Origin of the sequence: Marasmitruncus massiliensis (genome assembly GCF_900186535.1) — a bacterium.
Taxonomy (GTDB): domain Bacteria; phylum Bacillota; class Clostridia; order Oscillospirales; family Ruminococcaceae; genus Anaerotruncus; species Anaerotruncus massiliensis_A.
In genome coordinates this window covers 1,242,598-1,267,506 of sequence record NZ_FYDE01000005.1, presented here as the reverse complement: position 1 = coordinate 1,267,506, position 24,909 = coordinate 1,242,598, and the positions used below count along the sequence as shown (strand labels likewise).

At 52.1% G+C, this 24,909-nt stretch carries 20 protein-coding genes; 1 reads left to right on the top strand and 19 read right to left on the bottom strand.

Annotated elements, in window-relative coordinates; translation table 11 throughout:
• From C1A10_RS14120 to mraZ, 14 genes are all read right to left on the bottom strand, one after another.
• The gene (locus C1A10_RS14120) at positions 1 to 1,986 is read right to left on the bottom strand and encodes a DNA gyrase/topoisomerase IV subunit B (RefSeq protein ID WP_101910864.1); all 1,986 of its coding nucleotides are present in this window, start codon (positions 1,984 to 1,986) and stop codon (positions 1 to 3) included.
• Positions 1,987 to 2,179: 193 nt separating this feature from the next.
• Positions 2,180 to 4,375, bottom strand: coding sequence for a polyphosphate kinase 1 (ppk1, locus tag C1A10_RS14115; protein ID WP_101910863.1), 2,196 nt, complete (start codon positions 4,373 to 4,375; stop codon positions 2,180 to 2,182).
• 125 nt (positions 4,376 to 4,500) lie between these two features.
• A complete protein-coding gene (gene ftsZ / locus C1A10_RS14110) occupies positions 4,501 to 5,622 on the bottom strand; it encodes a cell division protein FtsZ (protein WP_101910862.1) in 1,122 nt (373 codons plus the stop codon).
• A 152-nt stretch (positions 5,623 to 5,774) separates the two neighbouring features.
• Entirely contained in the window at positions 5,775 to 7,043 is a 1,269-nt protein-coding gene (locus tag C1A10_RS14105; protein WP_101910861.1) for a cell division protein FtsQ/DivIB, read from the bottom strand.
• A gap of 30 nt (positions 7,044 to 7,073) precedes the next feature.
• Positions 7,074 to 8,327 carry a UDP-N-acetylglucosamine 1-carboxyvinyltransferase gene (murA, locus tag C1A10_RS14100; protein ID WP_101910860.1) on the bottom strand — a complete coding sequence of 418 codons (1,254 nt, stop codon included), beginning with the start codon at positions 8,325 to 8,327 and terminating at the stop codon, positions 7,074 to 7,076.
• A gap of 77 nt (positions 8,328 to 8,404) precedes the next feature.
• Positions 8,405 to 9,526: an undecaprenyldiphospho-muramoylpentapeptide beta-N-acetylglucosaminyltransferase gene (murG, locus tag C1A10_RS14095; protein ID WP_101910859.1), complete on the bottom strand. Its 1,122-nt coding sequence runs from the start codon at positions 9,524 to 9,526 to the stop codon at positions 8,405 to 8,407.
• Between the two features lie 15 nt (positions 9,527 to 9,541).
• On the bottom strand, positions 9,542 to 10,708 hold the full coding sequence (gene ftsW, locus C1A10_RS14090; RefSeq protein ID WP_101910858.1) for a putative lipid II flippase FtsW: 1,167 nt from the start codon (positions 10,706 to 10,708) through the stop codon (positions 9,542 to 9,544).
• A 47-nt stretch (positions 10,709 to 10,755) separates the two neighbouring features.
• Positions 10,756 to 11,760, bottom strand: coding sequence for a phospho-N-acetylmuramoyl-pentapeptide-transferase (gene mraY / locus C1A10_RS14085; RefSeq protein WP_101910857.1), 1,005 nt, complete (start codon positions 11,758 to 11,760; stop codon positions 10,756 to 10,758).
• 61 nt (positions 11,761 to 11,821) lie between these two features.
• Complete coding sequence (locus C1A10_RS14080; RefSeq protein WP_101910856.1) at positions 11,822 to 13,180, bottom strand: UDP-N-acetylmuramoyl-tripeptide--D-alanyl-D-alanine ligase; 1,359 nt, start codon at positions 13,178 to 13,180, stop codon at positions 11,822 to 11,824.
• Positions 13,181 to 13,207: 27 nt separating this feature from the next.
• Positions 13,208 to 14,656 carry a UDP-N-acetylmuramoyl-L-alanyl-D-glutamate--2,6-diaminopimelate ligase gene (locus tag C1A10_RS14075; RefSeq protein WP_101910855.1) on the bottom strand — a complete coding sequence of 483 codons (1,449 nt, stop codon included), beginning with the start codon at positions 14,654 to 14,656 and terminating at the stop codon, positions 13,208 to 13,210.
• 33 nt (positions 14,657 to 14,689) lie between these two features.
• Complete coding sequence (locus tag C1A10_RS14070; RefSeq protein WP_101910854.1) at positions 14,690 to 16,939, bottom strand: penicillin-binding transpeptidase domain-containing protein; 2,250 nt, start codon at positions 16,937 to 16,939, stop codon at positions 14,690 to 14,692.
• Positions 16,940 to 17,117: 178 nt separating this feature from the next.
• A complete protein-coding gene (locus C1A10_RS14065; RefSeq protein WP_101910853.1) occupies positions 17,118 to 17,621 on the bottom strand; it encodes a cell division protein FtsL in 504 nt (167 codons plus the stop codon).
• 28 nt (positions 17,622 to 17,649) lie between these two features.
• Complete coding sequence (gene rsmH / locus C1A10_RS14060; RefSeq protein ID WP_101910852.1) at positions 17,650 to 18,588, bottom strand: 16S rRNA (cytosine(1402)-N(4))-methyltransferase RsmH; 939 nt, start codon at positions 18,586 to 18,588, stop codon at positions 17,650 to 17,652.
• Positions 18,589 to 18,590: 2 nt separating this feature from the next.
• Positions 18,591 to 19,010: a division/cell wall cluster transcriptional repressor MraZ gene (gene mraZ / locus C1A10_RS14055; RefSeq protein ID WP_101910851.1), complete on the bottom strand. Its 420-nt coding sequence runs from the start codon at positions 19,008 to 19,010 to the stop codon at positions 18,591 to 18,593.
• A 549-nt stretch (positions 19,011 to 19,559) separates the two neighbouring features.
• On the opposite strand from mraZ, the gene C1A10_RS14050 reads away from it, so the two are divergent.
• Entirely contained in the window at positions 19,560 to 21,248 is a 1,689-nt protein-coding gene (locus C1A10_RS14050; protein WP_101910850.1) for a GGDEF domain-containing protein, read from the top strand.
• Positions 21,249 to 21,263: 15 nt separating this feature from the next.
• On the opposite strand, the gene C1A10_RS14045 is transcribed toward C1A10_RS14050, so the two are convergent.
• The 5 genes from C1A10_RS14045 to C1A10_RS14025 form a co-directional block, all read right to left on the bottom strand.
• Complete coding sequence (locus tag C1A10_RS14045; RefSeq protein WP_101910849.1) at positions 21,264 to 21,839, bottom strand: chromate transporter; 576 nt, start codon at positions 21,837 to 21,839, stop codon at positions 21,264 to 21,266.
• Positions 21,836 to 22,378, bottom strand: a complete 543-nt coding sequence (locus tag C1A10_RS14040; RefSeq protein ID WP_101910848.1) for a chromate transporter — start codon at positions 22,376 to 22,378, stop codon at positions 21,836 to 21,838. Before C1A10_RS14040 ends, C1A10_RS14045 begins: the two co-directional genes overlap by 4 nt.
• A 42-nt stretch (positions 22,379 to 22,420) precedes the next feature.
• A complete protein-coding gene (locus tag C1A10_RS14035) occupies positions 22,421 to 23,161 on the bottom strand; it encodes a FadR/GntR family transcriptional regulator (protein ID WP_101910847.1) in 741 nt (246 codons plus the stop codon).
• Positions 23,162 to 23,301: 140 nt separating this feature from the next.
• Positions 23,302 to 24,060, bottom strand: coding sequence for an SDR family oxidoreductase (locus C1A10_RS14030; RefSeq protein ID WP_101910846.1), 759 nt, complete (start codon positions 24,058 to 24,060; stop codon positions 23,302 to 23,304).
• A 40-nt stretch (positions 24,061 to 24,100) separates the two neighbouring features.
• Complete coding sequence (locus tag C1A10_RS14025; RefSeq protein WP_101910845.1) at positions 24,101 to 24,907, bottom strand: 5-deoxy-glucuronate isomerase; 807 nt, start codon at positions 24,905 to 24,907, stop codon at positions 24,101 to 24,103.
• Positions 24,908 to 24,909: the final 2 nt, after the last annotated feature.

The window sequence follows — 24,909 nt, the reverse complement described above, 5'->3', positions numbered from 1 at the left end:
TCAGGAGATATCTGCCAAGTCCAGATAGCGGTAGCCGTTTTCGGCAATGTACTCTTTTCTGCCGGACAGGTTATCTCCCAGCAGCAGATCAAACATATCGCTTGTTTCCTGTGCCTTCGACGGCGTGACTTTAATCAGCCGGCGCGTCAGGGGATTCATGGTGGTCAGCCACATCATATCCGGCTCGTTTTCACCAAGCCCCTTCGAACGCTGTATGGTATATTTCTGCGAACCGATTTTCGCAAGCGCATCGGTTCTTTCAGACTCTGTATACGCAAAATAAACCTTGTCCCTGCTGGTAATTTCATAAAGCGGGGATTCCGCGATGTAAACGAAACCTTCCTCAATCAGCGTGGGGGCCAGGCGGTAGAGCATGGTCAGAATCAACGTACGGATCTGAAAACCGTCCACATCCGCATCTGTACAGATCACGATTTTGTTCCAGCGCAGGCCAGACAAATCAAACGAGGATAAATCCTTATTTGCCTTGGAGGTCACTTCCACGCCGCAGCCCAGCACCTTAAAGATATCGGTGATAATATCGTTTTTAAAGATCTTATCATATTCCGCTTTCAGGCAGTTGAGGATTTTCCCGCGGACGGGGATAATCGCCTGAAACTCCGAATCACGTCCCAGCTTGCAGGCTCCCAGCGCCGAATCGCCCTCCACGATGTAGATCTCGCGCCGGCTGGTATCGCGGGTGCGGCAATCCACAAATTTCTGCACCCGGTTGGACATATCGATGCTTCCCGCCAGCTTCTTCTTGAGGTTCAGGCGGGTTTTCTCCGCGTTTTCACGGCTGCGTTTGTTGATCAGCACCTGCTCGGCGATACGCGCCGCGTCGTCCGGATTTTCAAGGAAATATACCTCCAGCTGGTGACGCAGGAAGTCGTTCATTGCTTCATAGACAAACTTGTTGGTGATGGATTTCTTCGTCTGATTTTCGTAGGAAGTCTGCGTGGAAAAGTTGGAAGAAACCAGCACAAGGCAGTCCTCCACGTCCGCAAAGGTGATTTTGCTTTCCCCTTTGGTATACTTGCCCGCGCTTTTGATAAAGCTGTCGATCATATAGACCAGCGCCAGCTTCACCGCCTTTTCCGGAGATCCGCCGTATTCGAGCCAGCTGGAATTGTGGTAGTATTCCGTGCGCTTGACACGGTTCGAAAAGCAGAGGGCCACATTCAGCAGGACTTTGTAATCAGGCTTGTCCTCCCGGTCGCGTCCTCTGCGTTCCGCCTTCCAGAACTGCACCGGTGTCAGCGTTTCCGCGCCCGCGATTTCACCCACATAGTCTACAATCCCGTTTTCATAGAGGTATTCCGTCTCTTCAAAGCCGGATTCCGTCTGGTTGCGCAAAATGAAGCGCAGTCCGGCATTGACCACCGCCTGACGCTTGATGACATCCTGATAATACTCCAGCGGAATATCAATATCGGTGAACACCTGTAAGTCGGGCCGCCAGCGGATTTTGCTTCCGGTCTGCCTGCGGCGCGTTTCTTCTTTCCGGAGCCCGCCCACGTTTTCACCATGTTCAAAGCGCAGGCTGTATTTCATGCCGTCGCGGTAAATTTCCACATCCATATATTCGGACGAATACTGTGTGGCGCAAAGGCCCAGACCGTTCAGGCCAAGGGAATATTCGTAGCTTTCCCCTTCATTGGTCGCGTATTTTCCGCCCGCATACAGTTCGCAGAACACAAGCTCCCAGTTGTACCGCTGCTCCCGGGTATTGTAATCCACCGGGATCCCGCGTCCAAAATCCTCGATTTCAACCGACTGGTCCCGATAACAGGTAACAATAATCCGGTCTCCATACCCTTCCCGCGCCTCGTCAATCGAGTTCGAAAGAATCTCAAATACGGAATGCTGGCATCCCTCCAGCCCGTCGGACCCAAAAATGACGCCCGGCCTTTTCCGCACCCGGTCCGCGCCCTTGAGAGACGAGATACTTTCATTGTCATAATCTCTGGTCGTTTTCTTTGGCATTACCCAGCCTCCGTCAGAAATATTAGTTCAATAGCTTTCATTATAACATTCATGTCAAGGGGATTCTGTTTCCATCCTCGTTTTTCCAGTGCTTTATCAGCGATTGCAACTCAAAAATGTCCGCTAATGGCGGACATTTTTGGAAAACACATCTATTCTCCTATCCGGAATCTGCGGTTCTCTTCTGCTCAGACTATTTTTTGAACAGTGCCCGCAGTTTATCCGCCGCTTTGGCAAAAAGAGATTTTTCTGGAGAATGCTCCTGTGCAATATCCGAACGCTTCGTCTGCGCACTCATTGCAACCTGCTTCATACCTTGTTCCCTCCGGTTCTCATTGTGCAGGTAGGCAATTTTAAACAGGTCAATCTGGCTGTCGATCGGCGGGCCGCCGTTTTTCACCGCTGCATACTCCCCGTTTGGAAGCAGGCGCTTGGCTTTCACGTTATCGGAAAACGCAAGATTGAGCATAACTAAAATACGCTTTTTAATAGCCGGATCAAAAATCGGGGCCGCCACCTCTACGCGCCTTTCGGTATTGCGGGTCATGAAGTCCGCTGAAGAAATGTAGATCAGGCTGCGTTCCGGCGGGCCGAACACATAAACCCTGGAATGCTCCAGAAACCGCCCGACAATGCTGATTACCTGAATATTGTCGGTGTAACCCGGAACACCCGCCCGCAGGCAGCAGATACCCCGGATGATCATCCGGATCCTGACCCCCGCCGCAGAGGCGGCAATCAGCCGGTCGATGATGTCCTTATCGGTCAGGGAATTGATTTTTACTGTGATTTCGGCTGCCCGCCCTTCTTCGGCGGCGCGAATCTCCTCGTTGATAAAGTGCAGGATCATCGTTTTCATGTTTTTGGGCGCCGCCAGCAGATATTTGGTATTGTCCGCCGGATTGCCTGTCAAAATACCCGTGAAGATACGGTTCCCGTCCTCGCCGAATTCCCGTTTCGCGGTGATCAGGCACAGATCGGTATAGAGCTTTGCGGTGGACTCGTTGTAATTCCCCGTGCCCACCTGTGTAATAAAACAGATCTGCCCGTTGACCCTGCGGGTGATCACCAGCAGCTTGGAGTGCACCTTATATTCACCCAGCCCGTAAACGACATTCACACCGGCCTCTTCCAGACGCTTTGACCAGATGATATTGTTTTCCTCGTCAAAGCGTGCGCGCAGCTCCACTACAACATGGACTTCCTTGCCGTTTTCAGCGGCCTTGATCAGCGCCGAGACAATCTGGCTTTCACGCGCCACGCGGTAAAGCGTCATTTTGATGCTCAGGACACTTTCATCGCCCGCCGCCTCAAGAAGCAGGGAAATAAACGGTTTCATACTTTCAAACGGATAGCTCAGCAGGATATCGTGCTGTTCAATCTGCGGAATGATGGGCTTGCCGGACTGCACCATAACCGGTGGCTGGGGGGCAAGCGCCGGATAAAACAGTCCCTTGCCGCCGGTCCGTTCAAATCGGCAGCAAAGCAAAAAGCCGAAAGTCAGGTCCATTGGCGTCTGGTTGAAAAAGACGCGGTCGCGCGACAGCTCCAGCCTCCTGCAGAGCTGCTCGACAATCGCCTCTTCCGCTCTGTTCTGGAACTCTATGCGCACCGGCATCAGCTTGCGGCGCTTCTTGACAAGCTCTTCCATGGCGCTCCGGTAATCCATATCGTGGTCATAAAGCGCTTCCTCCACGTTGATATCCGCGTTGCGGGTGACGCGAAAGATTGTTTTCCCGACCACAATATAGCTTTGGAAGATCTGTTCACAATAGTTCAATACCAGCTCTTCCACCAAAACGAATTTGGTCTTATCAAACGGCAGAAACACAATCCGCTCAAATCCGGTGGATACCGGAATAATGGCCAGCTTTACAAATTCGCCCTTTGTTTGAAGCTGGATGCAGATATACGCTTCCTTGTTCCTGAGAAACGGGAAAGGATGATGCTTGTCTATAATCTGGGGGGACAGCATGGGCTGCACTTCATTCTTAAAATAGCTCTCCAGATAAGCCTCCTGCTCATGCGTCAGGTAATCCATACTTAAATGCTCAATCCCGCTGCCCGCGAAATCGCTCATCAGCGCACGGTAAGCCTCGTCCTTCTGAGCCGCCAGTTTTTGGACCTCCTCAAATATGGCTGACAGCTGTTCGGAGGGGCTCATCAGGGATTTATTGTCGACCGCATCGGGATTGATCGCCGCGGAATCGGTCAGCGTACCGACGCGGATCATAAAGAACTCGTCCAGGTTATTCGTAAAGATCGAAAGAAATTTCATCCGTTCCAGCAAAGGAATCGACCGGTCACACGCCTGTTCGAGAACGCGCTGGTTGAATTTAAGCCAGCTCAGTTCCCGGTTATGATAAAGTATCGGGGTGGTTGCATCCATGCAAAGTTCTCCTTTGTTGATAATCGTCTGCCAGCCGGCAACAGTACGCCCGGAGCCCCCGGTAAAAAAGCGGCCAAAGCCGAGAAAAGAGTATTGCCTATCCCGGCAATACTCTTTTTGATCTCTTAGCCCCTCTTATTGTTGAATATTGACAGAATATCAAAATAGCTATCGTCATCGTCATCCTTATCCGGAGCGACAACAGGCGGCGGGGTTGTCGTTTGTTTTGTGCCGGCGGAGGCAGTGTTTCCAACAAATCCATAATTTGGAAGTTCAAAGTTCTTCCCGTCATCAAAACCGGTGGCGATGACCGTCACTTTTAACTCATCGCTGAGGCTTTCATCAAATGTTGCGCCCCAGATCAGGTTGACATCCGGGTGAGCGGCGTCGTGGATCATGGAAGAAGCAATATCAATGTCATCCAGATCAATGTCCGGAGAAGCGGTAATGTTCACAATGACGCCATGAGCGCCGTTGATCGAAGTCTCAAGCAGAGGGGAGGAAATTGCCTTTTCTGCCGCAACCTTTGCCTTATCCTTGCCGGAAGCGCTTCCCACGCCCATATGCGCGTAACCCGCATCCTTCATAATCGCGGTTACGTCCGCAAAGTCCAGATTTACAACACCGGGGATATTCACAAGATCGGAGATGCTCTGAACACCCTGCCTGAGTACGTCGTCAGCAGCCGAAAACGCGTTTTGCAGGGTTATTTTTTCTTCAGACAGCAGCTTTAACCGTTCGTTCGGGATCACCAGCAAAGCGTCTACATGCTCGCGCAGAGCCGTTACACCCATCTCTGCCTGTTCCATGCGGCGTTTGCCTTCAAAGTTAAACGGTTTGGTCACAATGCCAACCGTCAGAATTCCCATGTCATGCGCCACTTCGGCGACAACGGGGGCTCCGCCTGTACCGGTTCCGCCTCCCATGCCGGCAGTGATAAAAACCATGTCGGTACCCTTGAGGGCCGCAGCGATTTCATCCTTGCTTTCTTCGGCAGCGCGCTGCCCCTTCTCCGGATTACCGCCCGCCCCTTTGCCGCGGGTGAGCTTGTCCCCAATATGTAACTTATAGGTCGCCTGAGAAGTCAGCAAAGCCTGATTATCGGTATTAATCGAGATAAACTCAACACTTTTCATCCCTGAAAGCACCATTCGGTTAATGGCATTGCCACCGCCGCCGCCAACTCCAATTACCTTTATAGAGACAACATTCTCCGAGTCACTCGCCATGTCGAAGTTCATTAACATCGTTGTTCCCCCTGTGTTAATTCCAATATATTCTAACCATCAAGATAGGAAAGCAAAATTATACTATTGAATATTATTTTATCAGATAGGATATGGTAAATCAATAGCATTTTACGTTCCAGTACAAAATACACATATTTCCTGCGCTGTGTTTAGTCTGATGTGACTGTATCGCCCGCTGCCTTAGATCCGCTGTCCGGAATCACTTCCAGATCATCCGCCCGGTTGAACGAGGTCTGGGAGCTTGAAGCTTCCTGCGAAGCGCCGGATACAGCCGAAGAGGACTGTTCCGTGGAAGAGGAGGAAGACGCCTGGCTGCCGCTGCCCGGTATGACCGCCAGGTCTGGATTATCGGGCTGGGAAATGTTTCCGGACGTTTCCGGTTCAGAACCAGTGCCGTCCGAAGCAGCCGGCACAACCGCGAATTCAGGCTGCATTTTCGCCAGTTCTTCACTGATATCGCGGGCAAGTTCCCAAACCTGTCCGCTGGAGGAAGCGGTGGAAGCGTCCAGTCTGCCCTGATAATCCGCCGGCAGCTCGTCCGAAAGCAGTCTCTGAACAAATTTCAGCTTATAAGGGAGATCGGCTTCACTGCCGAGTTCAATCAGAATCCTGCCGTCATAGACGATCCGCATATTCAGCCTGTCCGAAAAATCAACCAGTGTGATCTTTCCGAACCCGGTCTCTTCCACCGCTTCAACAAGATAGGTCAGCATTTTGAAATTCTCTTCTTCGCTTTCCGCCGACCTCGTACGCCATTCTTTTTCCTTGTCCTCCGCTTTCGCGTTGGGCTTTTCAGCTTTTTCCTTGCGCCAAGCTTCCATTTCCGACGCCACGTCCGCGGAGTAGGTGATATCCCCTTTTGAAACCACTTCGCCAAGACGGTGCCCAACCTCCGCCAGACTGAGATACATGCCGTTTACAACCGTGACGTTTTCCGGAAGCGTGTGCACGCCGGTTTCCAGGACTTTCCCGGAACGGCCGATCACCACATATCCCGCCGCTGTATTGACCGCGCCAAGCGGTTTTGCCTGTGTGATTTCAAGGGTCAGTCTGGGCGGGAAGGAACGCTTAAGCTTCACGCCCTCTATGTAAGGGAATTTTTCCATCAAGGCCTTCTCCACAGCACTCTGGCTGACACGGAACAAATTGTCTCCAATATTGACGCCGCTTTGCGCAAGGATTTCTTCATCCGCATATTTAGTATTCCCTGTTATCTCCAGTTTTTCAATTTTGAAAAATACGGTCAAAGAGAGGATTGCCAGAATCGCCGCAGCCGCCAGCAAAATCAGAAGATAGTGCAGAGTCTGCCTTCCGGTACGTCGGCGGCGGCGCTTTTTCTGGCTGCCCGCAGCAGCCGTCTGCGCTCTTGCAGGCGCAGTACGGCGCTGACCGCCGAACGTAATGATTTTCTGCTTCATTTCGCATCCTCCAGTTTTCCTCTCCTGCTGCTATTTTAAGCGGCGGATATCCGCGCCAATACTGGCAAGGTTTTGTTCAAAATGCTCATATCCGCGGTCGATATGTTCAATTTGGAGAAGCTCGCTTTCGCCCTGCGCAGCCAGAGCCGCGGCAGCAATCGCCGCGCCGCCGCGCAAATCTGTACAGCGCACCGAAGCGCTGTGCAGTTCCCGCACGCCATGCACAACCGCAATCCGTCCCTCCACTTTGATGTCCGCGCCCATCCGCTGCAGTTCCGGCACGTGTTTATAACGGCTTTCAAAGATGTTCTCAACAAATATGCTGCTGCCCTCCGCAAGGCACGCCGCCGCCATCAGCGGGGACTGCGCGTCGGTCGGGAAACCCGGATAAGGCATTGTGCGCACGTAGCGCAGCGGTTTCAGCGGCCCGTCGGATTTCAGACGAATGCTGTCGGGGGTCGTCAGAACCTGGCAGCCCATCTCCTCAAAACATGGCAGCACTGCGGAGAGATGTTCGGTGCAGACATCTGTCAGCAGGACGTCGCCGCCCGTTGCCGCCGCGCAGGAAAGATAGGTTGCGGCGGCAATTCTGTCCGGGATCACCCGGTGTTCCGCCGGATGCAGGGATTTGACCCCCTCCACGCGCAGGCCGCCGTCCTTGGTCAAATTTATTTTAGCCCCGCAGGCAATGAGGAACGCTGCGAGATCGGTAATTTCAGGTTCACGCGCCGCATTCTGGATGATGGTTTCCCCTTCGGCAAGGGTCGCGGCAATCAGAATATTCTCTGTTGCCCCTACGCTTGGAAACGGCAGCGCGATTTTAGCTCCGTGCAGCCGCTCTTTCACGCGGCAGTTCAAATAACCATGGTCCTCCTCAATGGAAACCCCCAGCTTTTCCAACGCGGCAAGATGCAAATCGATAGGGCGTGGACCCAATTCACAGCCTCCCGGCATGGAAATGCGCGCTTCGCCGCATTTAGCGATAATTGCGCCGAGAAATACGATGGACGAACGCATCATGCGCATCAGGTCATCCGGAATGCAGCAGTAGTCGCCGGTGGCCTCCTGTACAAGGATGCTGTCCCCTTCCCGCTTATTTTTCGCTCCGAGGAAACTGAGGATATTGCAGGCTGCGTCTACGTCGGTTAGTCTGGGGCAGTTATGTATGACACAATTGCCAGACAGTAAAGTCGCCGCCATAATCGGCAACACCGAATTTTTCGCACCGTGTATCTGCAAACTTCCTTTCAGCCGGTTCTGCCCTCGAATGAGAAGTTTTTCCATCTTCACGCACCCTTTCAAACGTAACGAGGGCATAAAACCCCCTACACGATTATGGTATGCGAGATGGCAAACAGTGGTTACGCTTTCAAAAGGGACATGATTTCAGTATAAATTCGCTCATTAGCATCAATCACTGCCATTTTCTGCGCGTTTTTACCCAATCTTCGAAGTGCCTGCGGATCGCTGCACAGTTCGGCAACCGTCTTTCGGAGCAGCTGCGGGGTCAGATTTTTTTCTTCTATGACTACCGCGGCGTCGTGATTCTGCAATACCATGGCATTATGGTACTGATGGTTTTCCGCAACATTGGGAGACGGGATCAGTACTGAGGCCGTTCCGCTCGCCTCCAGCTCGGACAGCGTAATCGCGCCCGACCGCGAAATAACCAGATCCGCGGCCGCAAGGCATTCCGGCATGTCATTTATGTATTCGCGGATGTCAAGGTTTGGATTCTTCTCATTTTGCACACCCGCCTGTTTGAGCATGCCGGGGAACCTGTCCTTTTCGTAGCTGCCGGTGGCGTGGATATGATAGATGCCGCCGCGCTCCCCTTCCCACGCCATCAGGCCCGCCACCGCTTCGTTAATGCGCCGCGCGCCGAGGCTCCCCCCGAAGGAGACAATACAGATTCTATCTCCTATGCCAAGTTTGCCGCGCGCCTTTTCCCGATCCGCAAAAATAATTTGTTCCCGGACAGGGTTGCCGGTGATCACGTAGTCGCGGTTGTCAGGCAAAAAACGTTTGGCTTCTTCCACCGCCAGCAGCATTTTATCGGTTGTCGGGGCAAGCAGCTTCGTTGTCACGCCGGGAAACGCGTTGGACTCATGGGTGACGGTTTTATAACCCAGTTTGTGGCCTTCCCGCAAGACGGGCCCGCTGACATAGCCGCCTGTCCCCACAATCACATCGGGGTCAAATTCCCGGATCATTTTTTTTGCGCGTCCCCACGCAAGCAAAAAGCAGCGCACCGACCGCAGGTTGTATTTTACATTGAACCAGCTGAGCTGACGTTGGAATCCCATAATGTCAATCGGGGCAAATTGGAACCCCGCGTTCGGCACCAGCCGGGCTTCCATCCCCCGGGGATTTCCGGCAAAAAGGATTTCACAGTCCGGATGCCGCCCCCGTATATAGTTTGCCACGGCAATGGCCGGATTGATATGGCCCGCCGTCCCGCCGCAGGCAAATAGAATTTTCATATGCATCCTCCCGTTTTATTCTTTCTCGATGGAGGTTTGCCGGGATACCGAAAGAATAACCCCCATCTGCGCCAGAAGCAGAAGCAGCGCCGTGCCTCCGTAGGAAAAGAAAGGCAGGCTGATACCGGTATTGGGGATTGTGTTGGTCACAACGGCAATATTCAGGATGGTCTGGACGCCGACCTGCGTAATCAGCCCGACCGTAAGCATGGAACCAAACCGGTCGCGGCAGCGCATGGCAATGACATACCCGCGCCAGATCAGCAATACAAAGATCAGAATGATGATCGTAGCACCGACAAAGCCAAGCTCCTCGCAGACTACGGAAAAGATGAAATCATTCTGTGGTTCCGGCAGATAAAGATGCTTCTGACGGGAATTTCCGATGCCGAGCCCCATCAGCCCTCCCGAACCGATTGCATAGAGCGACTGCAGCGTCTGGTAGCCGGCACCCAGCGGGTCAAGCTCCGGATGCTGCCAGTGTTCGATTCGGGACGCGGCGTAGCTGACCACATTCGGAATCATAACCATGACGACAATGCCGCCCACCAGCAGAATTCCGCCCACCATAAACCATTTTAAGTCGGTACCGCCAACAAACATCATGACAATTCCGATTGCGACAATCAGGATTGTGCCTGAAAGGTGCGGTTCGAGCAGCATCAGCATCGCAACGACGCCCATAAGCACCAAAAACGGCCAGACACCGTATTTGGGGTCTTTCATTTTATCATGGTTGATCGAAATGAGGTGGGCAAACAGAATTACGATTGCCAGCTTTGCAAGCTCGGACGGCTGAAAACTGAACGGTCCGAGCGGCAGCCAGCGGTTAAAGTCCTCTCGGGTATGGACAAAAAGCACCAATATCAGCAAAAACACCGAACCGATATAGGCCAGCAGCGCAAACCGGTGCAGGATGTGGTAATCAATTCCCGCGATAATCAGCATCACCGGAACGCCGACAATGGCAAACATAAGCTGGCGGCTGATGTAATAGAAGCTGTTTCCGTTTTCATGATAGTAGGCATAGGCATAACTGGCGGAAAAAAGCATGATCAGGCCGATGGCTAGCAGCAGAAGCACCAGAATCAGGAAAGTAAGGTCGATCCCTCCCTTTTCCACAACTCTTTTTTTCGAGGCGACACGCCCCTGCGCCAGGCTTTTCGGCTGTACATAATCCATTGGCAGCGCCCCTTTCAATTCAATTTCCCTTTCAGACGGCGCAGATCTTACATCTGCAATACAGCGAGCACAGAGAGCAGGCCGCCCGCAAGCGTCACGATGGAAAACACAGTGACAATTTTGATTTCGCTCCAGCCGCTCATTTCAAAATGATGGTGAATCGGGCTCATTTTAAAGATGCGCCTGCCGGTCGTCTTAAAGCTGATGACCTGCAAAATTACAGAGAACGCCTCGCACCAGTAGATGACCCCCGCAAATACAAGCAGCAGCGGTACCCCGACATCAAAAGCCAATGCCACGACCAGTCCGCCGAAAAACAGGGAGCCCGTATCGCCCATGAACACCTTTGCGGGATAAAAGTTCCACACCAGAAATCCCAGGCAGCCGCCAGCCAGCGCGCACGCCATCAGGCCGGTCTGCGCAAAGCGGAGAATTCCCGCGATGATGAGAAAGGTCAGCGCATAGACAAATGTAACCGAGGAAGCCAGGCCGTCAATACCGTCGGTGAGGTTGACGGCGTTGGCAAACCCCGTAATGATGATCATCGCAAGCACATAATAAAGCAGCCCCAGCTTCAGCTGTCCGAAAAACGGGATGGTAATCTCTGTCGAGACATCGCCGGAAAGATACAGCATGGTAAGATAAAATACGCCGACCACCAGCTGCATCAGATATTTCTGCCGGGCAGTCAAACCCATGTTGCGTTTCCTGACCACTTTAATATAGTCATCCAGAAATCCGATTGCCGCGAACGCAAGCGCCATGGCCATTCCGGCAAACAGCCGAAGGTTATTGCGTATGTCCGCAAGCAGCTCGGGATTCGTCGCGGCGAGGGTCGCATAACCGGTCACAACAGCTATTGTAACACCGATAATGAACATTATCCCTCCCATGGTAGGAGTTCCCTGTTTCTTTTTGTGCCAGGCCGGGCCGATATCCAAAATCGTCTGGCCGAATTTCAGCCGGTGCAGATACGGGATCATCACGATGCCGAGCAGGGCGGTGATACCGAAAGAGACCAGCGTTGTCAGCAGAAATGCCATGTTGTCCATTGATTTTTTCTCTCCTCATTGGCGACATATCAAGTCAGAATCCGGCGGAAACGCCGCCTTTTCAGCGCGCATCCGCATAAAGGCTTTGCAGAACTTCCTCCAGGTGCATACCGCGGCTTGCCTTGAACCAGACAACATCGCCCGGCCGCAGGTACGCTTTCAGCGCCGCCGCGAGAACATCCTTGTCCTGATACAGTTCCGATTCCCCGCCTGCGTCAATTGCCCCCTGTTTATAATATCGTGCCATTTTCCCATAAGCAAAGAGGAAATCTGCGTCATTTTTGATGGCAAACTCTCCCACCTCTCTGTGCGCCTGCGGGGCAATCTCCCCAAGCTCAAACATATCGCCCAAAACAGCAACGCGCCTGCCGCCGCACGGATAGGCGGAAAGCGTGGACAGGGCGGCTTTCATCGAGTCGGGGGAGGCATTGTAGCAATCCTCCACCACCGTATAGCCGCAGAACGGGACAATTTTCTGGCGCATGCCGGACGGCGCGTAATTTTTCAACGCGCCGACGCATGTTTCGGGCGGAATACCCAGAACAGTTCCGACCGCGCAGGCGGCCAGGGCGTTGAGCACATTATGCCTGCCCACGCATGGAATCGAAACAGGCGTTCGGTTGCTGTTATAGCACAATATGAAAGAAGTTTCTGTCACATTTTCACGAATGTCCTTTGCGAGGAACGTGCAGTCCGGATTCTCGATGCCGTAAAGCAGTACGTTCAGCCGGGGGAGCCGGACCGTTTTCAGCAGGTCATTGTCCCCGCACAGAATCAGCGGGGCGCCGTCCGGCAGGGTGTCGGCAAGTTCCAGCTTTGCCTTCAGGATATTTTCGCGCGAGCCGAGGCGCTCGATATGGGACACGCCGATATTGGTGATGACTCCGACCTGCGGCTGCGCGACCGCGGCAAGCGCGGCAATTTCGCCAAGTCCCTGCATCCCCATCTCAATCACCGCCGCTTCATAAGACGGGTCGAGCCGGAACAGGGTTTTGGGAAGGCCGATTTCGTTATTGAGATTGCCTTCTGTTTTCAGCGTGCGAAAAGCGGACGAAACCACTTCCGCAATCATATCCTTCGTTGTGGTTTTGCCGACGCTTCCCGTAATCCCGACGCAGTGAATCTGAAACTTGGAACGGTAGAGCCGTCCGATTGCCATCAGCGCATCCTGCGTATTCTTTACATAAAGCACATTGTCCGATCCGTAATCCCGGCGCTCATGGGCAACCGCAAAGGCGGCGCCGTTTTTCAGCGCGTCCGCCAGATAATCGTGCCCGTTGAACCATTCTCCCGCAAGCGCCACAAACAGGCATCCCTGCGGAATGTTTCTGGAATCGGTCGAAAGTTCAGTAATTTCACCCGCGAAGCCGCCGGCGGCGCCGACAGCCTGCGCGATTTCTGCCATCGTTAGTTTTTCCATGGGTTCCTCCACCTGCGGTTTCCCGCTTTACTGCTGATGATTCAGGCGCGACAGAATTTCCGCGACCACCTTTTTCTCATCGAAACAGATGGTTTCTCCCCGCAGCACCTGATAGTCCTCATGCCCTTTGCCGGCCAGAATCAGAATGTCGCCCGGCTGGGCATGCGTCAGCCCCCACTCAATAGCGGTGTAACGGTCCGGAATGACCTGATACGGCGTTTCGGGGTGTTCCTTGATGCCCGGCATAGCATCCTGAATGATCTGTAATTCATCCTCGTCCCGCGGGTTATCCGAAGTCAAAATCACAAAGTCAGACAGACGCGCCACGATTTCCGCCATGATCCTTCGTTTACCGCGGTCACGGTTGCCCGCGCAGCCAAACAGGGTAACCACCCTGCCCTGCGCAAACTTGCGCATCGTCGTGATAATCTTTTCCAAACCGTCCGGGCTGTGGGCGTAGTCCCGGATAACCGTGTAATCGGTATCGGTCGGCAGCACCTCGATGCGCCCCACGACGCCCTGACAGGTATTCAGCCCCTGTGCGACTTCGTCAATTGTCAGACCCAGTGTCAGGCAGGCGACTGCGGCGGCCATCGCGTTGGAAACGGAAAAATCGCCGGGAATCGGCAGCTTGACGCGTGCGATCTGGCCGTTTCCCACCAGCATAAATCTGCTGGAGTCCGGATAGGGGCGGATATCCCTCGCGGTATAATCCGCGGCATTATCTGAAATGGAAAAGGTAAGCGTATCGCAGGAGACTTCCGAGGCAAGCCGGCGGCCATAGCTGTCGTCGAGGTTCAGCACAGCGGTATCGCAGATGGAAAACAGCTTCTTTTTCGCCTGGTAGTAATTTTCCATCGTCAGGTGATAATCCAGATGGTCCTGCGTCAGGTTCGTAAAGACCGCCGTTTTGAAATGCACTCCCGCCAGCCGTTTCTGGTCAAGCGCGTGCGAGGAACATTCCATAACCACATAATCGCAGCCCGCGCCCACCATGCGCGAGAACATGCTGTGCAGTGCCAGCGGGTCCGGCGTCGTGTGCTTCGCGGGAAGGGTGATGTCATCAATTTCGTTATGGATGGTGCCCAGCAGCCCGACCTTTTTCCCGGTAGACTCCAGGATATGTTTTAACATGCAGGTAATTGTTGTTTTCCCGTTGGTTCCCGTCACGCCTACCAGCGTCAGCTTCTGCGCCGGATTTCCGTACCAGTTGCCGCAGAGAATACCGTAAGCCTGCCTGGTGTCCGTGCAGAGGAGCTGGTTTTCAAGCCCCAGGTCCCGCTCGCAGATAACCGCCGAGGCTCCGGCATCCAGCGCTTCACGCGCGTGGTCATGCCCGTCGAACTTGCCGCCCTTAATGCAGACGAAGAGGTTGCCCTTTTCGATTTGTCTGGAATCGGCTGTGACGCCGGTAATTTCACAATCCGGAACGCGGCCGGACAGTTCCAGCCCGCCGATCAGTCTCTCTAACCGCATGTAAATAGCCTCCCTTGCATTGGTTATGCCAAGTTATCCGTTCTGCTGGCTGTCGCTGCCGCCGCCGCTTGCAAATTCTACCGTGACAACCGTGCCCGGTGCCACCGATTCTCCCGCCGCGGGCGACTGGGAAACCGCAACGTTCTGCGAACCCTCGATGCCTTCGCCCGAAGCGGCGAAATTCAGCCCCGCATCCGTAATCATCTGGTTGGCGGCGCTGCCGGTCTTTCCTTTTACGTCCGGCACAGCCACCATCTGATCGGGACCGATCTCCTCCGTGTAGATGACCACAGTGCCTCCTTCCGGAACCAGCTCGCCCGCTCCCGGGATCTGACGGACAACCTTGGTACCGCTGCCAACCGTGCGGAACTTGAGCCCCGCTATGCGCACATCGGCTTCCGCCTCGTGGATATCCATATTGGTGATATAAATCATCTTGGTAGTAGTTTTCTCGAGTTCCTCCTGCGTATACTGCGGCTCAATGCCCAAATAAGGCAGAGTGTCCGCCAGCACCGCGCCAACGATCGGCGCCGCAATTGTCGAGCCGAACGCGTTGTACAGGTCGGGTTCATCAAGCATGATTAAACAGGCAATCTTTGGATCATCCACCGGAGCGAACCCGAGGAAGGAAAGAATGTTCTTGTCGCCTTCACCGATTTTTTCCGAGGTACCGGTTTTGCCGCCGACGCGATAACCGGGGATCTGCGCCTTGCGGCCGGAACCGTTGGCAACCACCTGTTCAAGCATCAGACGAAGCGTTTTAGAGGTTTCTTCGGAAATGACCTGCCGTTTTACAACCGGCTCCACATTGGCAATGACGTTTCCGTCAGGGTCCAGGATCTGCTTGACGATATAAGGCTGCATCAGTTTCCCGCCGTTGACCGCGGCGGAAGCCGCCGTGATCAGCTGGATGGAGGTGATTTTAAAGGTTTGGCCGAAGGAAGCGGACGACAGCTCGGAAATCCCCATCTGGCTTTCTTTATAGTAGATGCTTGCCGCTTCGCCCGGCAGATCAATATCGGTGCCTTCCGTCAGTCCGAAATTGGCAAAGTTCTCGCTGAACTTATGTACCCCCAAATGCTGGCCGATGGTGATAAACGCGGGGTTGCAGGAGTTGGTCAGCGCTTTTGTGAAATCCTGAAGGCCATGCCCCTCATGTCTGGATGCCCAAACCCAGCAGTGCTGGATACGGCCGTTTACCTCTATGTAGCCCGGGCAGTAAAAAGTGCTGTTCGGCGTATCGGTGCCGTATTCCAAGGCGCCCGCGGAAGTAACAATTTTAAAAACGGAACCCGGCTCATAAGGATCCGAAATCGCCTTGTTTCTCCACTGGTCAAACTGCGCTTTCGCCAGAGCTTCCTTTTTGGTTTCGGCCTGTTCAACCGTGTCCATCTCCTCCAATGCTTTCGCGGTATTGGAGTCAAATATCGCATACGGGTCATTCGGGTCAAAATCGGGCTTGGTGGACATTGCCAGAATCTGCCCGGTCTGCACATCCATCACGATCCCGACCGCACGGTTTCCCACCTTGTGCTCCAGCACTGCGGTTTCCAGGTTCTTTTCCAGATAATGCTGGATCTGTTCATCAATGGTCAATACCAGTGTGTTGCCGTTTTTCGGGTCATGTGTCTGCTCGTATTGCATCGGCATGGTGACCCCTCGTGAATTCTTCAGAGACACGACACGTCCCGGCGTCCCCGCCAGAGTTTTGTTGTAATAGGATTCCAGCCCGTAGGCGCCCACGTTATCCTTGTTGGTGAACCCAAGGACAGTTGCTGCAAAATTGCCGTAAGGGTAATACCGGCGGGTATCTTCCTCCATAAAAATGGCGTTGCCGATTCCGTTCTCCTGTACAAATTCGGTCACTTTATCCGCGTCCGGTCTTTCAACCTTGGTTTTGAGCACCTCATACTGGCTTTCGGTTTTCTTCATCTTTTTCGTAATATAATCTTTTTCCAGCCCTAAAATTTGCGATAGGCCATCCACAAGCGCTTTCTGTTTTTCCTCGTTCAGTTTAGATGCCTGCAGCGGTGAGATGCACACAGAGGAAACGGTCGCGCTTTTGGCAAGAACTTTCCCGTTCCTGTCCCGGATTTCCCCGCGTTCAGCACCGATACGCGTGCTCTGCATCTGCTGATTGAGCGCTTTTTCCTGCAAAACGGCGCCCTGAACAATCTGGAGTTGAAAAAGGGAATGCAGAACCGCGCTGAACCCCAACACGATCATGCCCGACAAAGCAATGATCATGCGGGTTTTCATCCGGTAGCTTGGAGTTTTTGCCATAGCGATATACCAGTCCTTTACAAATTGGAAAATTGCATCGCAGAACGTTTGAGGATAGGTCTAAACCTGTCGAAAAGGGCGTAAAAGTGACGAAAGCAAGAAGTATTCCGGGCAGAGTCCTGTCCCTTTTACGCTTCTTGCTTTTGAAACCACCCGATCGTGTATTAAAATGTATATTTTATTGTTTCTGAATGTATGCCTGCACATTGTTGATCGATAAACGAATCCGGTCTAAAAGAGTCTGTTTGGGGGATTGGCTGGTTAATTCGATCTTATCTCCGTCGCAGAGGTTGACGTACGAGACTTGACCCTTATCCATCGCATACATGCCCAGCGTCTGGGTCGCATAGTCCTCCACGTTGCGCAGCGATACTTTGGATTCAAGTTCAGCGCTTAACCGTGTGCTTTCGCTTTTATATTCGTCCAGCAACGCGTTTTGCTTACTGATCTGGGCGTTGAGTTCTGTCAGCAGTGCCCTGCTGTAAAGCATGGAGATGACCACTCCCGCCAGTACCGCCACCGTGGCGAGCAGTTTCAGCGTCGCGCCGACTTTTGCCCGCACTTTCGCTTTATGGTTTGGCTTAGCAACCGTCAGCCGTGGTTTTCTTACCTGCGCGCGCTGCTTTGTTTCAAACTTTTCAAAATCATAAGCTGCACTGCCACTGACAAAATGAGTTCGCATGGCGAATCCCTCCTCATTGCTTTATGGTTTATAGTTTCTCTATCACCCGGAGCTTTGCGCTTTTGCTCCTGCTGTTGGCCGCCAGTTCCTGCGGCGAAGCTTCTATCGGCCTGCGGTTCACCAGCCTGCCTTTTGGCTGGTTCCCACATACACAGACCGGAAAATCCGGCGGGCAGGTGCAGCCTTTGCAAAGACTTGCATAGCGCTGCTTCACCATTCGGTCTTCCAGGGAATGAAACGTAATGATCGCCAGCCTTCCACCGGAATTCAGACGGTCAAACGCATCCTCCAAAAACTCTGACAGGCTTGCAAGCTCACCGTTCACTTCAATCCGGATTGCCTGAAAGACACGCTTGGCCGGATGGCCGCCCTCCCGCCTCGCTTTTGCGGGGATCGCCTGCCGGATCAGCTCCGACAGTTCCCCGGTCGTTTTGATCGGGGCGACCTCCCGCTGTTTTAAGATTGCTTTCGCAATCGCGGGGGTAAATTTTTCTTCGCCGAAGTCGTGAAAGATCCGGCAAAGCTTCCTAAAATCATAGGTATTGACAACATCATAAGCAGAAAGTCCGTTTTTACTCATGCGCATATCCAGCGGCGCATCATGAATATAGGAAAATCCCCGGTCGGGTGTGTCCAGCTGGAAAGACGATACGCCCAGATCCAGCAGAATTCCATCTACCCGGATGATTTCCAGCTTGTCCAGTACGTCGCAAAGCCTGGAAAAATCGCTCTGCACCACCTGCGCAACAGGATACGGGGCAAGTCTCGCGGAGGCAACTGCCACTGCGTCCGGGTCCTTATCGATCGCAATCAGCTTTCCGTTTTGGGAAAGACGTTTTGCAATTTCACAGGAATGCCCGGCGCCGCCGGCTGTCCCATCCACATAGATGCCGTCCGGCCGGATTGCCAGCCCGTCCATACATTCCTCGAGCAGCACGGAAATGTGTTTAAAATCTGCATGTTCCATGATTAAAATCCTAACTCGTCCATGGCGGAAGCGATTGTTTCAGCGGTCAGCATCTCATTATTGCGCTCCCAGCGCGCAGAATCCCAAATTTCCGCGCGGTTGGAAACCCCGGCAACGGTAACGTCCCGCTGAATTCCGGCAAATTCCCTCAGATGGGCCGGGATCAATACCCTCCCCTGCTTGTCCGCCTCCACTTCGGCAGCGCCGGCAAAGAAAAACCGGTTAAGCGGCGCCGATTTGGAAATCGGAAGTTCCCGAAGCTTGGCGGCGAGCCGCTCCCATTCCTCCATGGAATAAACAAACAGGCAGTTATCAAGCCCGCGCGTAATGATAAAATGCTCTCCGAGTTCCTCGCGCAGGCGGACCGGGAAATTCACCCTGCCCTTTGCGTCCAGACTATGGGCATATTGTCCTGTGAGCATCTTATCACCTCCATTGGGTAATCTTTCATTGCCCGGGGATCATTGCCTCCACTTTTAACCACTTTTCCCCACTTACATAGTATTATAGCTTCAAATAAGGGAAATTGCAAGTGCTTTCCTCTCGTCACATAAAAAAACCACCCCGCTTTCAGGTGGTTTTTACAACAATTTTTCCATATTTTTATAAAAATATCCTTCATTTTTACAATAATTTCACTTAATTTGTTTTGTATTCATGAAAATCAGAACTTTAGCCGGTGTTTCTTAGTATATGGTAATTTATGGATATTGGTCACAAAACAGCCTTATATTCCTGATAAAAATGCAGAGGAAAAAATTAACAGGTAAACTGGCAAATGAATTGAAATTACGAAACTGATATAGTAAAATAATACCAGCAAGTAAAATAATCCCCTATTATTCCTTATTTTTGCTTTTCGACAAAGTTTTCATGTCTATGAAAATATTGATGTCGAAAGCAAGTATTTTTAGTCGTTTTTGGTCACAAATAGAGCCTGCCTTTTTGTAATCAGGCAGCGAGGTGCAGTTATGAAAAATGCGAACCGAATATTTTGGCTTTATACAGCGGTGCTTCTCTCGGCAATTATTATGGTTGTCGGATCCATACTTTTTGTTCAGGAATCTTTAAATTTTCAGACAGAAAAAGCCGTTGATATGAATGTGGGCTGGGACTATATCGATCCGGACGGGACAAGCCTGCCCATTGTGCTCCCCATCAAGCTGGATGTTTCCGCGGGAGAAGACGTAGTCATAGCCAAAACGCTGCCCCCGCAAACAATCGCTGGAGCAACGCTCTGCATACGGACTTCCATGCAGTCTCTTCGGATCTTTGTGGACGGAAAGACGCTCTATGAGTTTGGCACCGATCCCCGTTCGCATATTGGGAAGACTCCCGGCAGCTGCTGGAATTTGGTAAGGCTTCCGGACGAATGTGCCGGAAAGCAGGTCCGGCTTATTTTCAATTCGGCATATCCGTCTTATTCCGGCTTGCTCAACGGCATTTCCTACGGAAGCAAAAGCGCCATCCTGTTTCGGATTATCAACGAACATGGATTGGGGTTCTTTGTTTCCGTTGCGGTCTGTCTGATCGGGCTTATGATGTTTATCATGTATTTTGTGGAGCACGGTTCCTTATTGCGCAGCAATGATGTCCTTTACCTCTCCCTGTTTTCCATCCTGGTCTCACTCTGGTTTTTAGGCGAATCTAAAATGCTCCAGTTCTTTACCGGCAATCAGTTTCTCATTACAAACCTGTCCTTTTTTTCACTGCTGCTCTTTCCAATGCCTCTTACCCTTTACCTCAGTAATGCTTACAGGCCTCATCATCACAATTTTTTAAAATGCTTTTTCTCCGGATTTCTGGTAGTCTTTTTTGCCTGTATCTTTTTACAGGTAACAGGGACTGCTGATTTTTATGAAACCCTGTTTTTACCGGTCGGGCTTCTTCTTCTGTTGCTGCTTTACCTTTCGGCTTCGGTGCTTTATGAACTCTTCAGATATCAGAATCCGCAGGTAAAGAGGCAGCTGCCCACTTTTATCATTCCAATCCTGTTCGGCGCGCTGGAGTTTTATCATTTCTTTTCCGGAAACTATCTGACGATTTCAAAATACACCAAAATCGGTGCCTTAATTTATATTGTGATGCTTGGAGTCCAATCTGTCCGCAAAATACAGCTAGAAGCAGAACGTGGCCGTGAAGCTCGGTATTTCGAACGCCTCGCCTATCAGGACCTGCTGACACAGGGCAGAAACCGCACCGCTTACTGCAAGGATATTGAAGCAATCTTCGGCATGTCCGGAACAGTGTCGAACATTCGTCTTGTGCTGTTTGATCTCAATAACCTGAAAGGGATTAACGACAATTACGGGCATATTGCGGGGGATAAAGCGCTGAAAGATGCATACAGATGTATCTGCGGCGCTTTTGGTGCACGGAAATATTGTTACCGGATCGGCGGAGACGAGTTTGCCTGTGTCCTGCTGAATATGAGCAGCCGGGACTTCGAAGCGGCTTTAAAGGTTTTTCAGGAAAATGTAGAAACCGTCAATCTGGAATCGGAATATGATTTTTCAATCGCAATCGGATACGAGATCTATGACCCTGAAAGATGGCTTAATTTTGACAGCTTTTCCCATTATGTAGACGAGTTAATGTATCAGAACAAGCGCCTGCTGTCAGAAGAATTGGAAATAAAAAACACGGGAAACGGCTTCTGACCGTTTCCCGTATTTTTAAACCCCTCCGAAGTGGAATACAATTCCGACAACAGCGGACAGCGCTATATAAAAAGCCGGATGCTTATCAAACTTCTTAATTAAAAAATAAAGAATCAGCGCCCATAAAATGCCTTTCCAATGAATCGCGCCTGCCCAGTCCCGCATAAGCGCGGAAAAATTCGCATTGCTGAAAAATGCGACCTCAAAAACCTGGATTCCCGCGGCGGCTATTAACGCCGTAGACGCCGGACGGAACCCATAAAACATTCCCTGCACTGCCGTGCTGTCCTGAAATCTTTTTAAAACCCGGGCAACCAGGATAATCACAATAATCGATGGGGTAATCAGGCCCGCTACGGCTACGATGCCTCCCAGAAGGCCTCCCGAGGTATAGCCGGTATAAGTCGCCATATTGATGCCAAGCGGCCCCGGTGTGGATTCTGAAATCGCAACCATGTTTGCAAGGTCCATCTGTGTAAACCAACCGGTATTTTCCGCCATTTTAGAAAGGAACGGGAGCGTTGCCAGCCCGCCTCCAACGGCGAACAATCCGGTCATAAAAAACTGATAAAACAAATTCAGATAGATCATGAATTCCTGCTCCCCGCTCTTTTCAGTAGAAATCCTGCCGCTCCGGCCAATATGATTAACAGAATCGTGGAAACGTTGAAGAAAACTGTAAGCACCAGTACCACAAAGAAAATGACCAGCGTGGATTTATCAATTACGGAACTTTTCCGAAGCCGAAGCACGGCATTCAGGATCAGCACGCATACGCACACCCTGATTCCCGAAAAGGCGTTGGCAACAGCGGCCAAGTCCATAAAATTCCGGATAAACGCCGCGATGATCGTAATAATGACCAGCGAAGGGAACACAACGCCCAGGGTTGCGGCAATGCCCCCCAAGATTCCCGCCTGACTGTACCCGACAAAGGTTGCCGTATTGACCGCGATTATCCCGGGGGTACACTGTCCGATGGCATAATAATCCATCAGCTGTGCCTCGGTCGCCCAGTCCCTTTTTTCAACGACCTCCTTCTGGAGCATCGGCAGCATGGCGTACCCGCCTCCGAAGGTAAGCCCTCCTATGCGGGCAAATACGCTGAACAGTTCCCACAAAATTTTCATATTTATTATCTCCTGCTTATTAAAATCCACACGCAACAGACGCTATGGCATTGTTTCGATCAATCCTGTGAAATATTCGCTGTTGAACGCGCCCGGGGGCAGCGCTTCCAGATTTCTTTTATTATCAAGAAGATGCTTTTCCATGGCATAGCTTGCCATTCCGGCGTTGTGTTCTCCGATATATTGTACGATCGCCCGGTGCGACTGAACGGTTTCCTGCCAGAGTACCCGGTTGTTCAGATCGATAAACAGCTTGATCGTCGCTGTAATAATGGGGATTAAATTGGGAACCACAAGGTTTTTGGTGCTGCGGGCAATGCAGGTATGCAGCTCGATATCTTTATTTACATAGTTTTCCCCTTTTTCAATCATTTGTTCAATTTCCCGGCAGATGCCTTTCATTTGTGCCACATCCTCAGGCGTGGCAACCGCAGCGGCCATCGAGGCAAGCTGCGGCTCAATCAGCATGCGCACTTCCTGAAGGTCATACGCCAGCTTGCGTTTATCCTGAATAAACTGAAGGCCCAGGGGGTCGTTGCTGACACCGGTCTTTTCAGAAACAAAAGTCCCTTTTCCCCGGCGGATTTCCAAAACATTGCGCGATACAAGCAGCTTTACCGCCTCACGCACAGTTCCCCGCCCCACATGCAACTCCTCCGCCAGTTCGAATTCGTTGGGCAGCTTGTCACCTGCGGCAAGGCTCTGTTCAACAATCAGCTGCACTACCTGATCCGCCACCTGTTCCGCAAGCGGTTTCGCATTTTCATTTACGATTTCGAACATGGCTTACACCCCCTATACAGTTCTTCATGATACAGTATTCTCATTTTAGACTAAATTGGTTAAATTTTCAAGTCAAAGGTTCTGATAAACGCAAAAGCGGCTTAAACCCGATTGTTTAAGCCGCTTTTCATGAGCGCTTTTTATCTGTTCAGATAGCCGCCATCAACGGGAATAATCGCACCATTCAGATAATCGGACGCGGGGGAAGCAAGGAACACAACCGGGCCTTTCATGTCTGCCGGGAGGCCCCAGCGGTGTGCCGGGATACGCGCGCTGATCTCTGCGTTCCTGCCCTCGTCTTCCAGCAGCTTGGTGTTCATATCCGTCGCCATATAGCCGGGAGCAAGCGCGTTGATCGTAATGTTCTTGCAGGCCCATTCGTTTGCAAATGCCTTGGTCAGCTGAGAAACACCGCCCTTTGAAGCCGCGTACGCCGGTACGGTGAAGCCGCCGAAGAAGGAAAGCATGGAGGCAATGTTGACAATTTTTCCGCCGCCGTTTGCAAGGAAGTGGCGTCCGGCCAACTGGCACATTGCAAACACCGAGGTCAGATTCACGTCCAAAACAAAGTTCCAGTCTTCCATCGGGAACTCTTCGCATTTATGGCGTCTCTGAACGCCCGCGCCGTTCACCAGAATATTCAGTCCGCCCATCAGTTCAACTGCTTTTTGAAATGCCGCTTCACGCTCAGCCGTATCGCTGAGGTTCACACGGATACCGTGGCATTTGAAGCCCTTCCGGCAGAACTCTGCCGCAACTTCTTCGGTTTTGGGGGACATGTCAAAAATCGTTACTTCGGCACCTGCCTCCATAAGCCCTTCCGCCATGCCGTTGCTCAGGCCCTGAGCCGCTCCGGTCACGATTGCTTTTTTTCCTGTAAGGTCGAATAGATTTGCCATAATCACAGTTCCTTCTTTATTATAATATAGTTATGCCCAGTCAGCCCTTATACTGGGTCAGCGCGGGGTCTTCCACTGCCTTTTCATAGCTGCGGCCGTCCGGTTCGAACGCCGCCAGCACCCAGAAGTAGGTGTTGCGGACCGACGGCGACGCCACGGTGGGATGGTAACCGCAGGGAGCCAGCACCATGCTGCCGCTGTGAACCGTGTGGGTTACGATATCCTCCACATCCCCGCTTTGCAGATAGCTGACGTGGAAGCCGAATTTCGGCAGGGGCATATCAAAGTAGCAGTAAGCTTCCTCCAGATATTTTTCATGCTGATGCGGAGGCCAACTCGTCCACGCGCCCTGGCCGCCCCAGGTCAAACCGGCGATGATACGGGAAGCAGGCGTCTTGGGGTCCAGAGTAAACATCACTTCACGCTGACCGACACCCTGCCCATGAATCTGATGGATATCACCGATGGGAAGCGACGGGTCATATTTCCGGAAGAACGGGGACCCGATCCCCTCGCATTTCGCGCCGCCGATATAGAAGACACAGTCTTCCAGTGCGGTGATTTTCACGGAATTACCGCCAGGAATATAAAAGGAGTCAAAGCGTTCCATCTTTTGCGCCAGCAAGGGATGATCTGTCAATTGCGCGCTGCCCGAAAGCAGAACGGGGTGCAGTTCGAGTTCACCGGAATTCAGGATGTAATATTCATTCTTCGGAAGGTTAAGACGATAGATATAGACCGCTTTGCAGTCAGCTTTACCCGGAACAATAATCTCATGGAAACCGGGCGTCTCGGGGGACTGAAATCCCCATTTTTCCATGCGTTCCTTATTGGATTGATTTTGCATAT

Coding starts and splice junctions, on each gene's coding strand:
- C1A10_RS14120 (WP_101910864.1), bottom strand. CDS start 1,986: ATGCCAAAGAAAACGACCAGAGATTATGACAATGAAAGTATCTCGTCT.
- ppk1 (WP_101910863.1), bottom strand. CDS start 4,375: ATGGATGCAACCACCCCGATACTTTATCATAACCGGGAACTGAGCTGG.
- ftsZ (WP_101910862.1), bottom strand. CDS start 5,622: ATGTTAATGAACTTCGACATGGCGAGTGACTCGGAGAATGTTGTCTCT.
- C1A10_RS14105 (WP_101910861.1), bottom strand. CDS start 7,043: ATGAAGCAGAAAATCATTACGTTCGGCGGTCAGCGCCGTACTGCGCCT.
- murA (WP_101910860.1), bottom strand. CDS start 8,327: ATGGAAAAACTTCTCATTCGAGGGCAGAACCGGCTGAAAGGAAGTTTG.
- murG (WP_101910859.1), bottom strand. CDS start 9,526: ATGAAAATTCTATTTGCCTGCGGCGGGACGGCGGGCCATATCAATCCG.
- ftsW (WP_101910858.1), bottom strand. CDS start 10,708: ATGGATTATGTACAGCCGAAAAGCCTGGCGCAGGGGCGTGTCGCCTCG.
- mraY (WP_101910857.1), bottom strand. CDS start 11,760: ATGGACAACATGGCATTTCTGCTGACAACGCTGGTCTCTTTCGGTATC.
- C1A10_RS14080 (WP_101910856.1), bottom strand. CDS start 13,180: ATGGAAAAACTAACGATGGCAGAAATCGCGCAGGCTGTCGGCGCCGCC.
- C1A10_RS14075 (WP_101910855.1), bottom strand. CDS start 14,656: ATGCGGTTAGAGAGACTGATCGGCGGGCTGGAACTGTCCGGCCGCGTT.
- C1A10_RS14070 (WP_101910854.1), bottom strand. CDS start 16,939: ATGGCAAAAACTCCAAGCTACCGGATGAAAACCCGCATGATCATTGCT.
- C1A10_RS14065 (WP_101910853.1), bottom strand. CDS start 17,621: ATGCGAACTCATTTTGTCAGTGGCAGTGCAGCTTATGATTTTGAAAAG.
- rsmH (WP_101910852.1), bottom strand. CDS start 18,588: ATGGAACATGCAGATTTTAAACACATTTCCGTGCTGCTCGAGGAATGT.
- mraZ (WP_101910851.1), bottom strand. CDS start 19,010: ATGCTCACAGGACAATATGCCCATAGTCTGGACGCAAAGGGCAGGGTG.
- C1A10_RS14050 (WP_101910850.1), top strand. CDS start 19,560: ATGAAAAATGCGAACCGAATATTTTGGCTTTATACAGCGGTGCTTCTC.
- C1A10_RS14045 (WP_101910849.1), bottom strand. CDS start 21,839: ATGATCTATCTGAATTTGTTTTATCAGTTTTTTATGACCGGATTGTTC.
- C1A10_RS14040 (WP_101910848.1), bottom strand. CDS start 22,378: ATGAAAATTTTGTGGGAACTGTTCAGCGTATTTGCCCGCATAGGAGGG.
- C1A10_RS14035 (WP_101910847.1), bottom strand. CDS start 23,161: ATGTTCGAAATCGTAAATGAAAATGCGAAACCGCTTGCGGAACAGGTG.
- C1A10_RS14030 (WP_101910846.1), bottom strand. CDS start 24,060: ATGGCAAATCTATTCGACCTTACAGGAAAAAAAGCAATCGTGACCGGA.
- C1A10_RS14025 (WP_101910845.1), bottom strand. CDS start 24,907: ATGCAAAATCAATCCAATAAGGAACGCATGGAAAAATGGGGATTTCAG.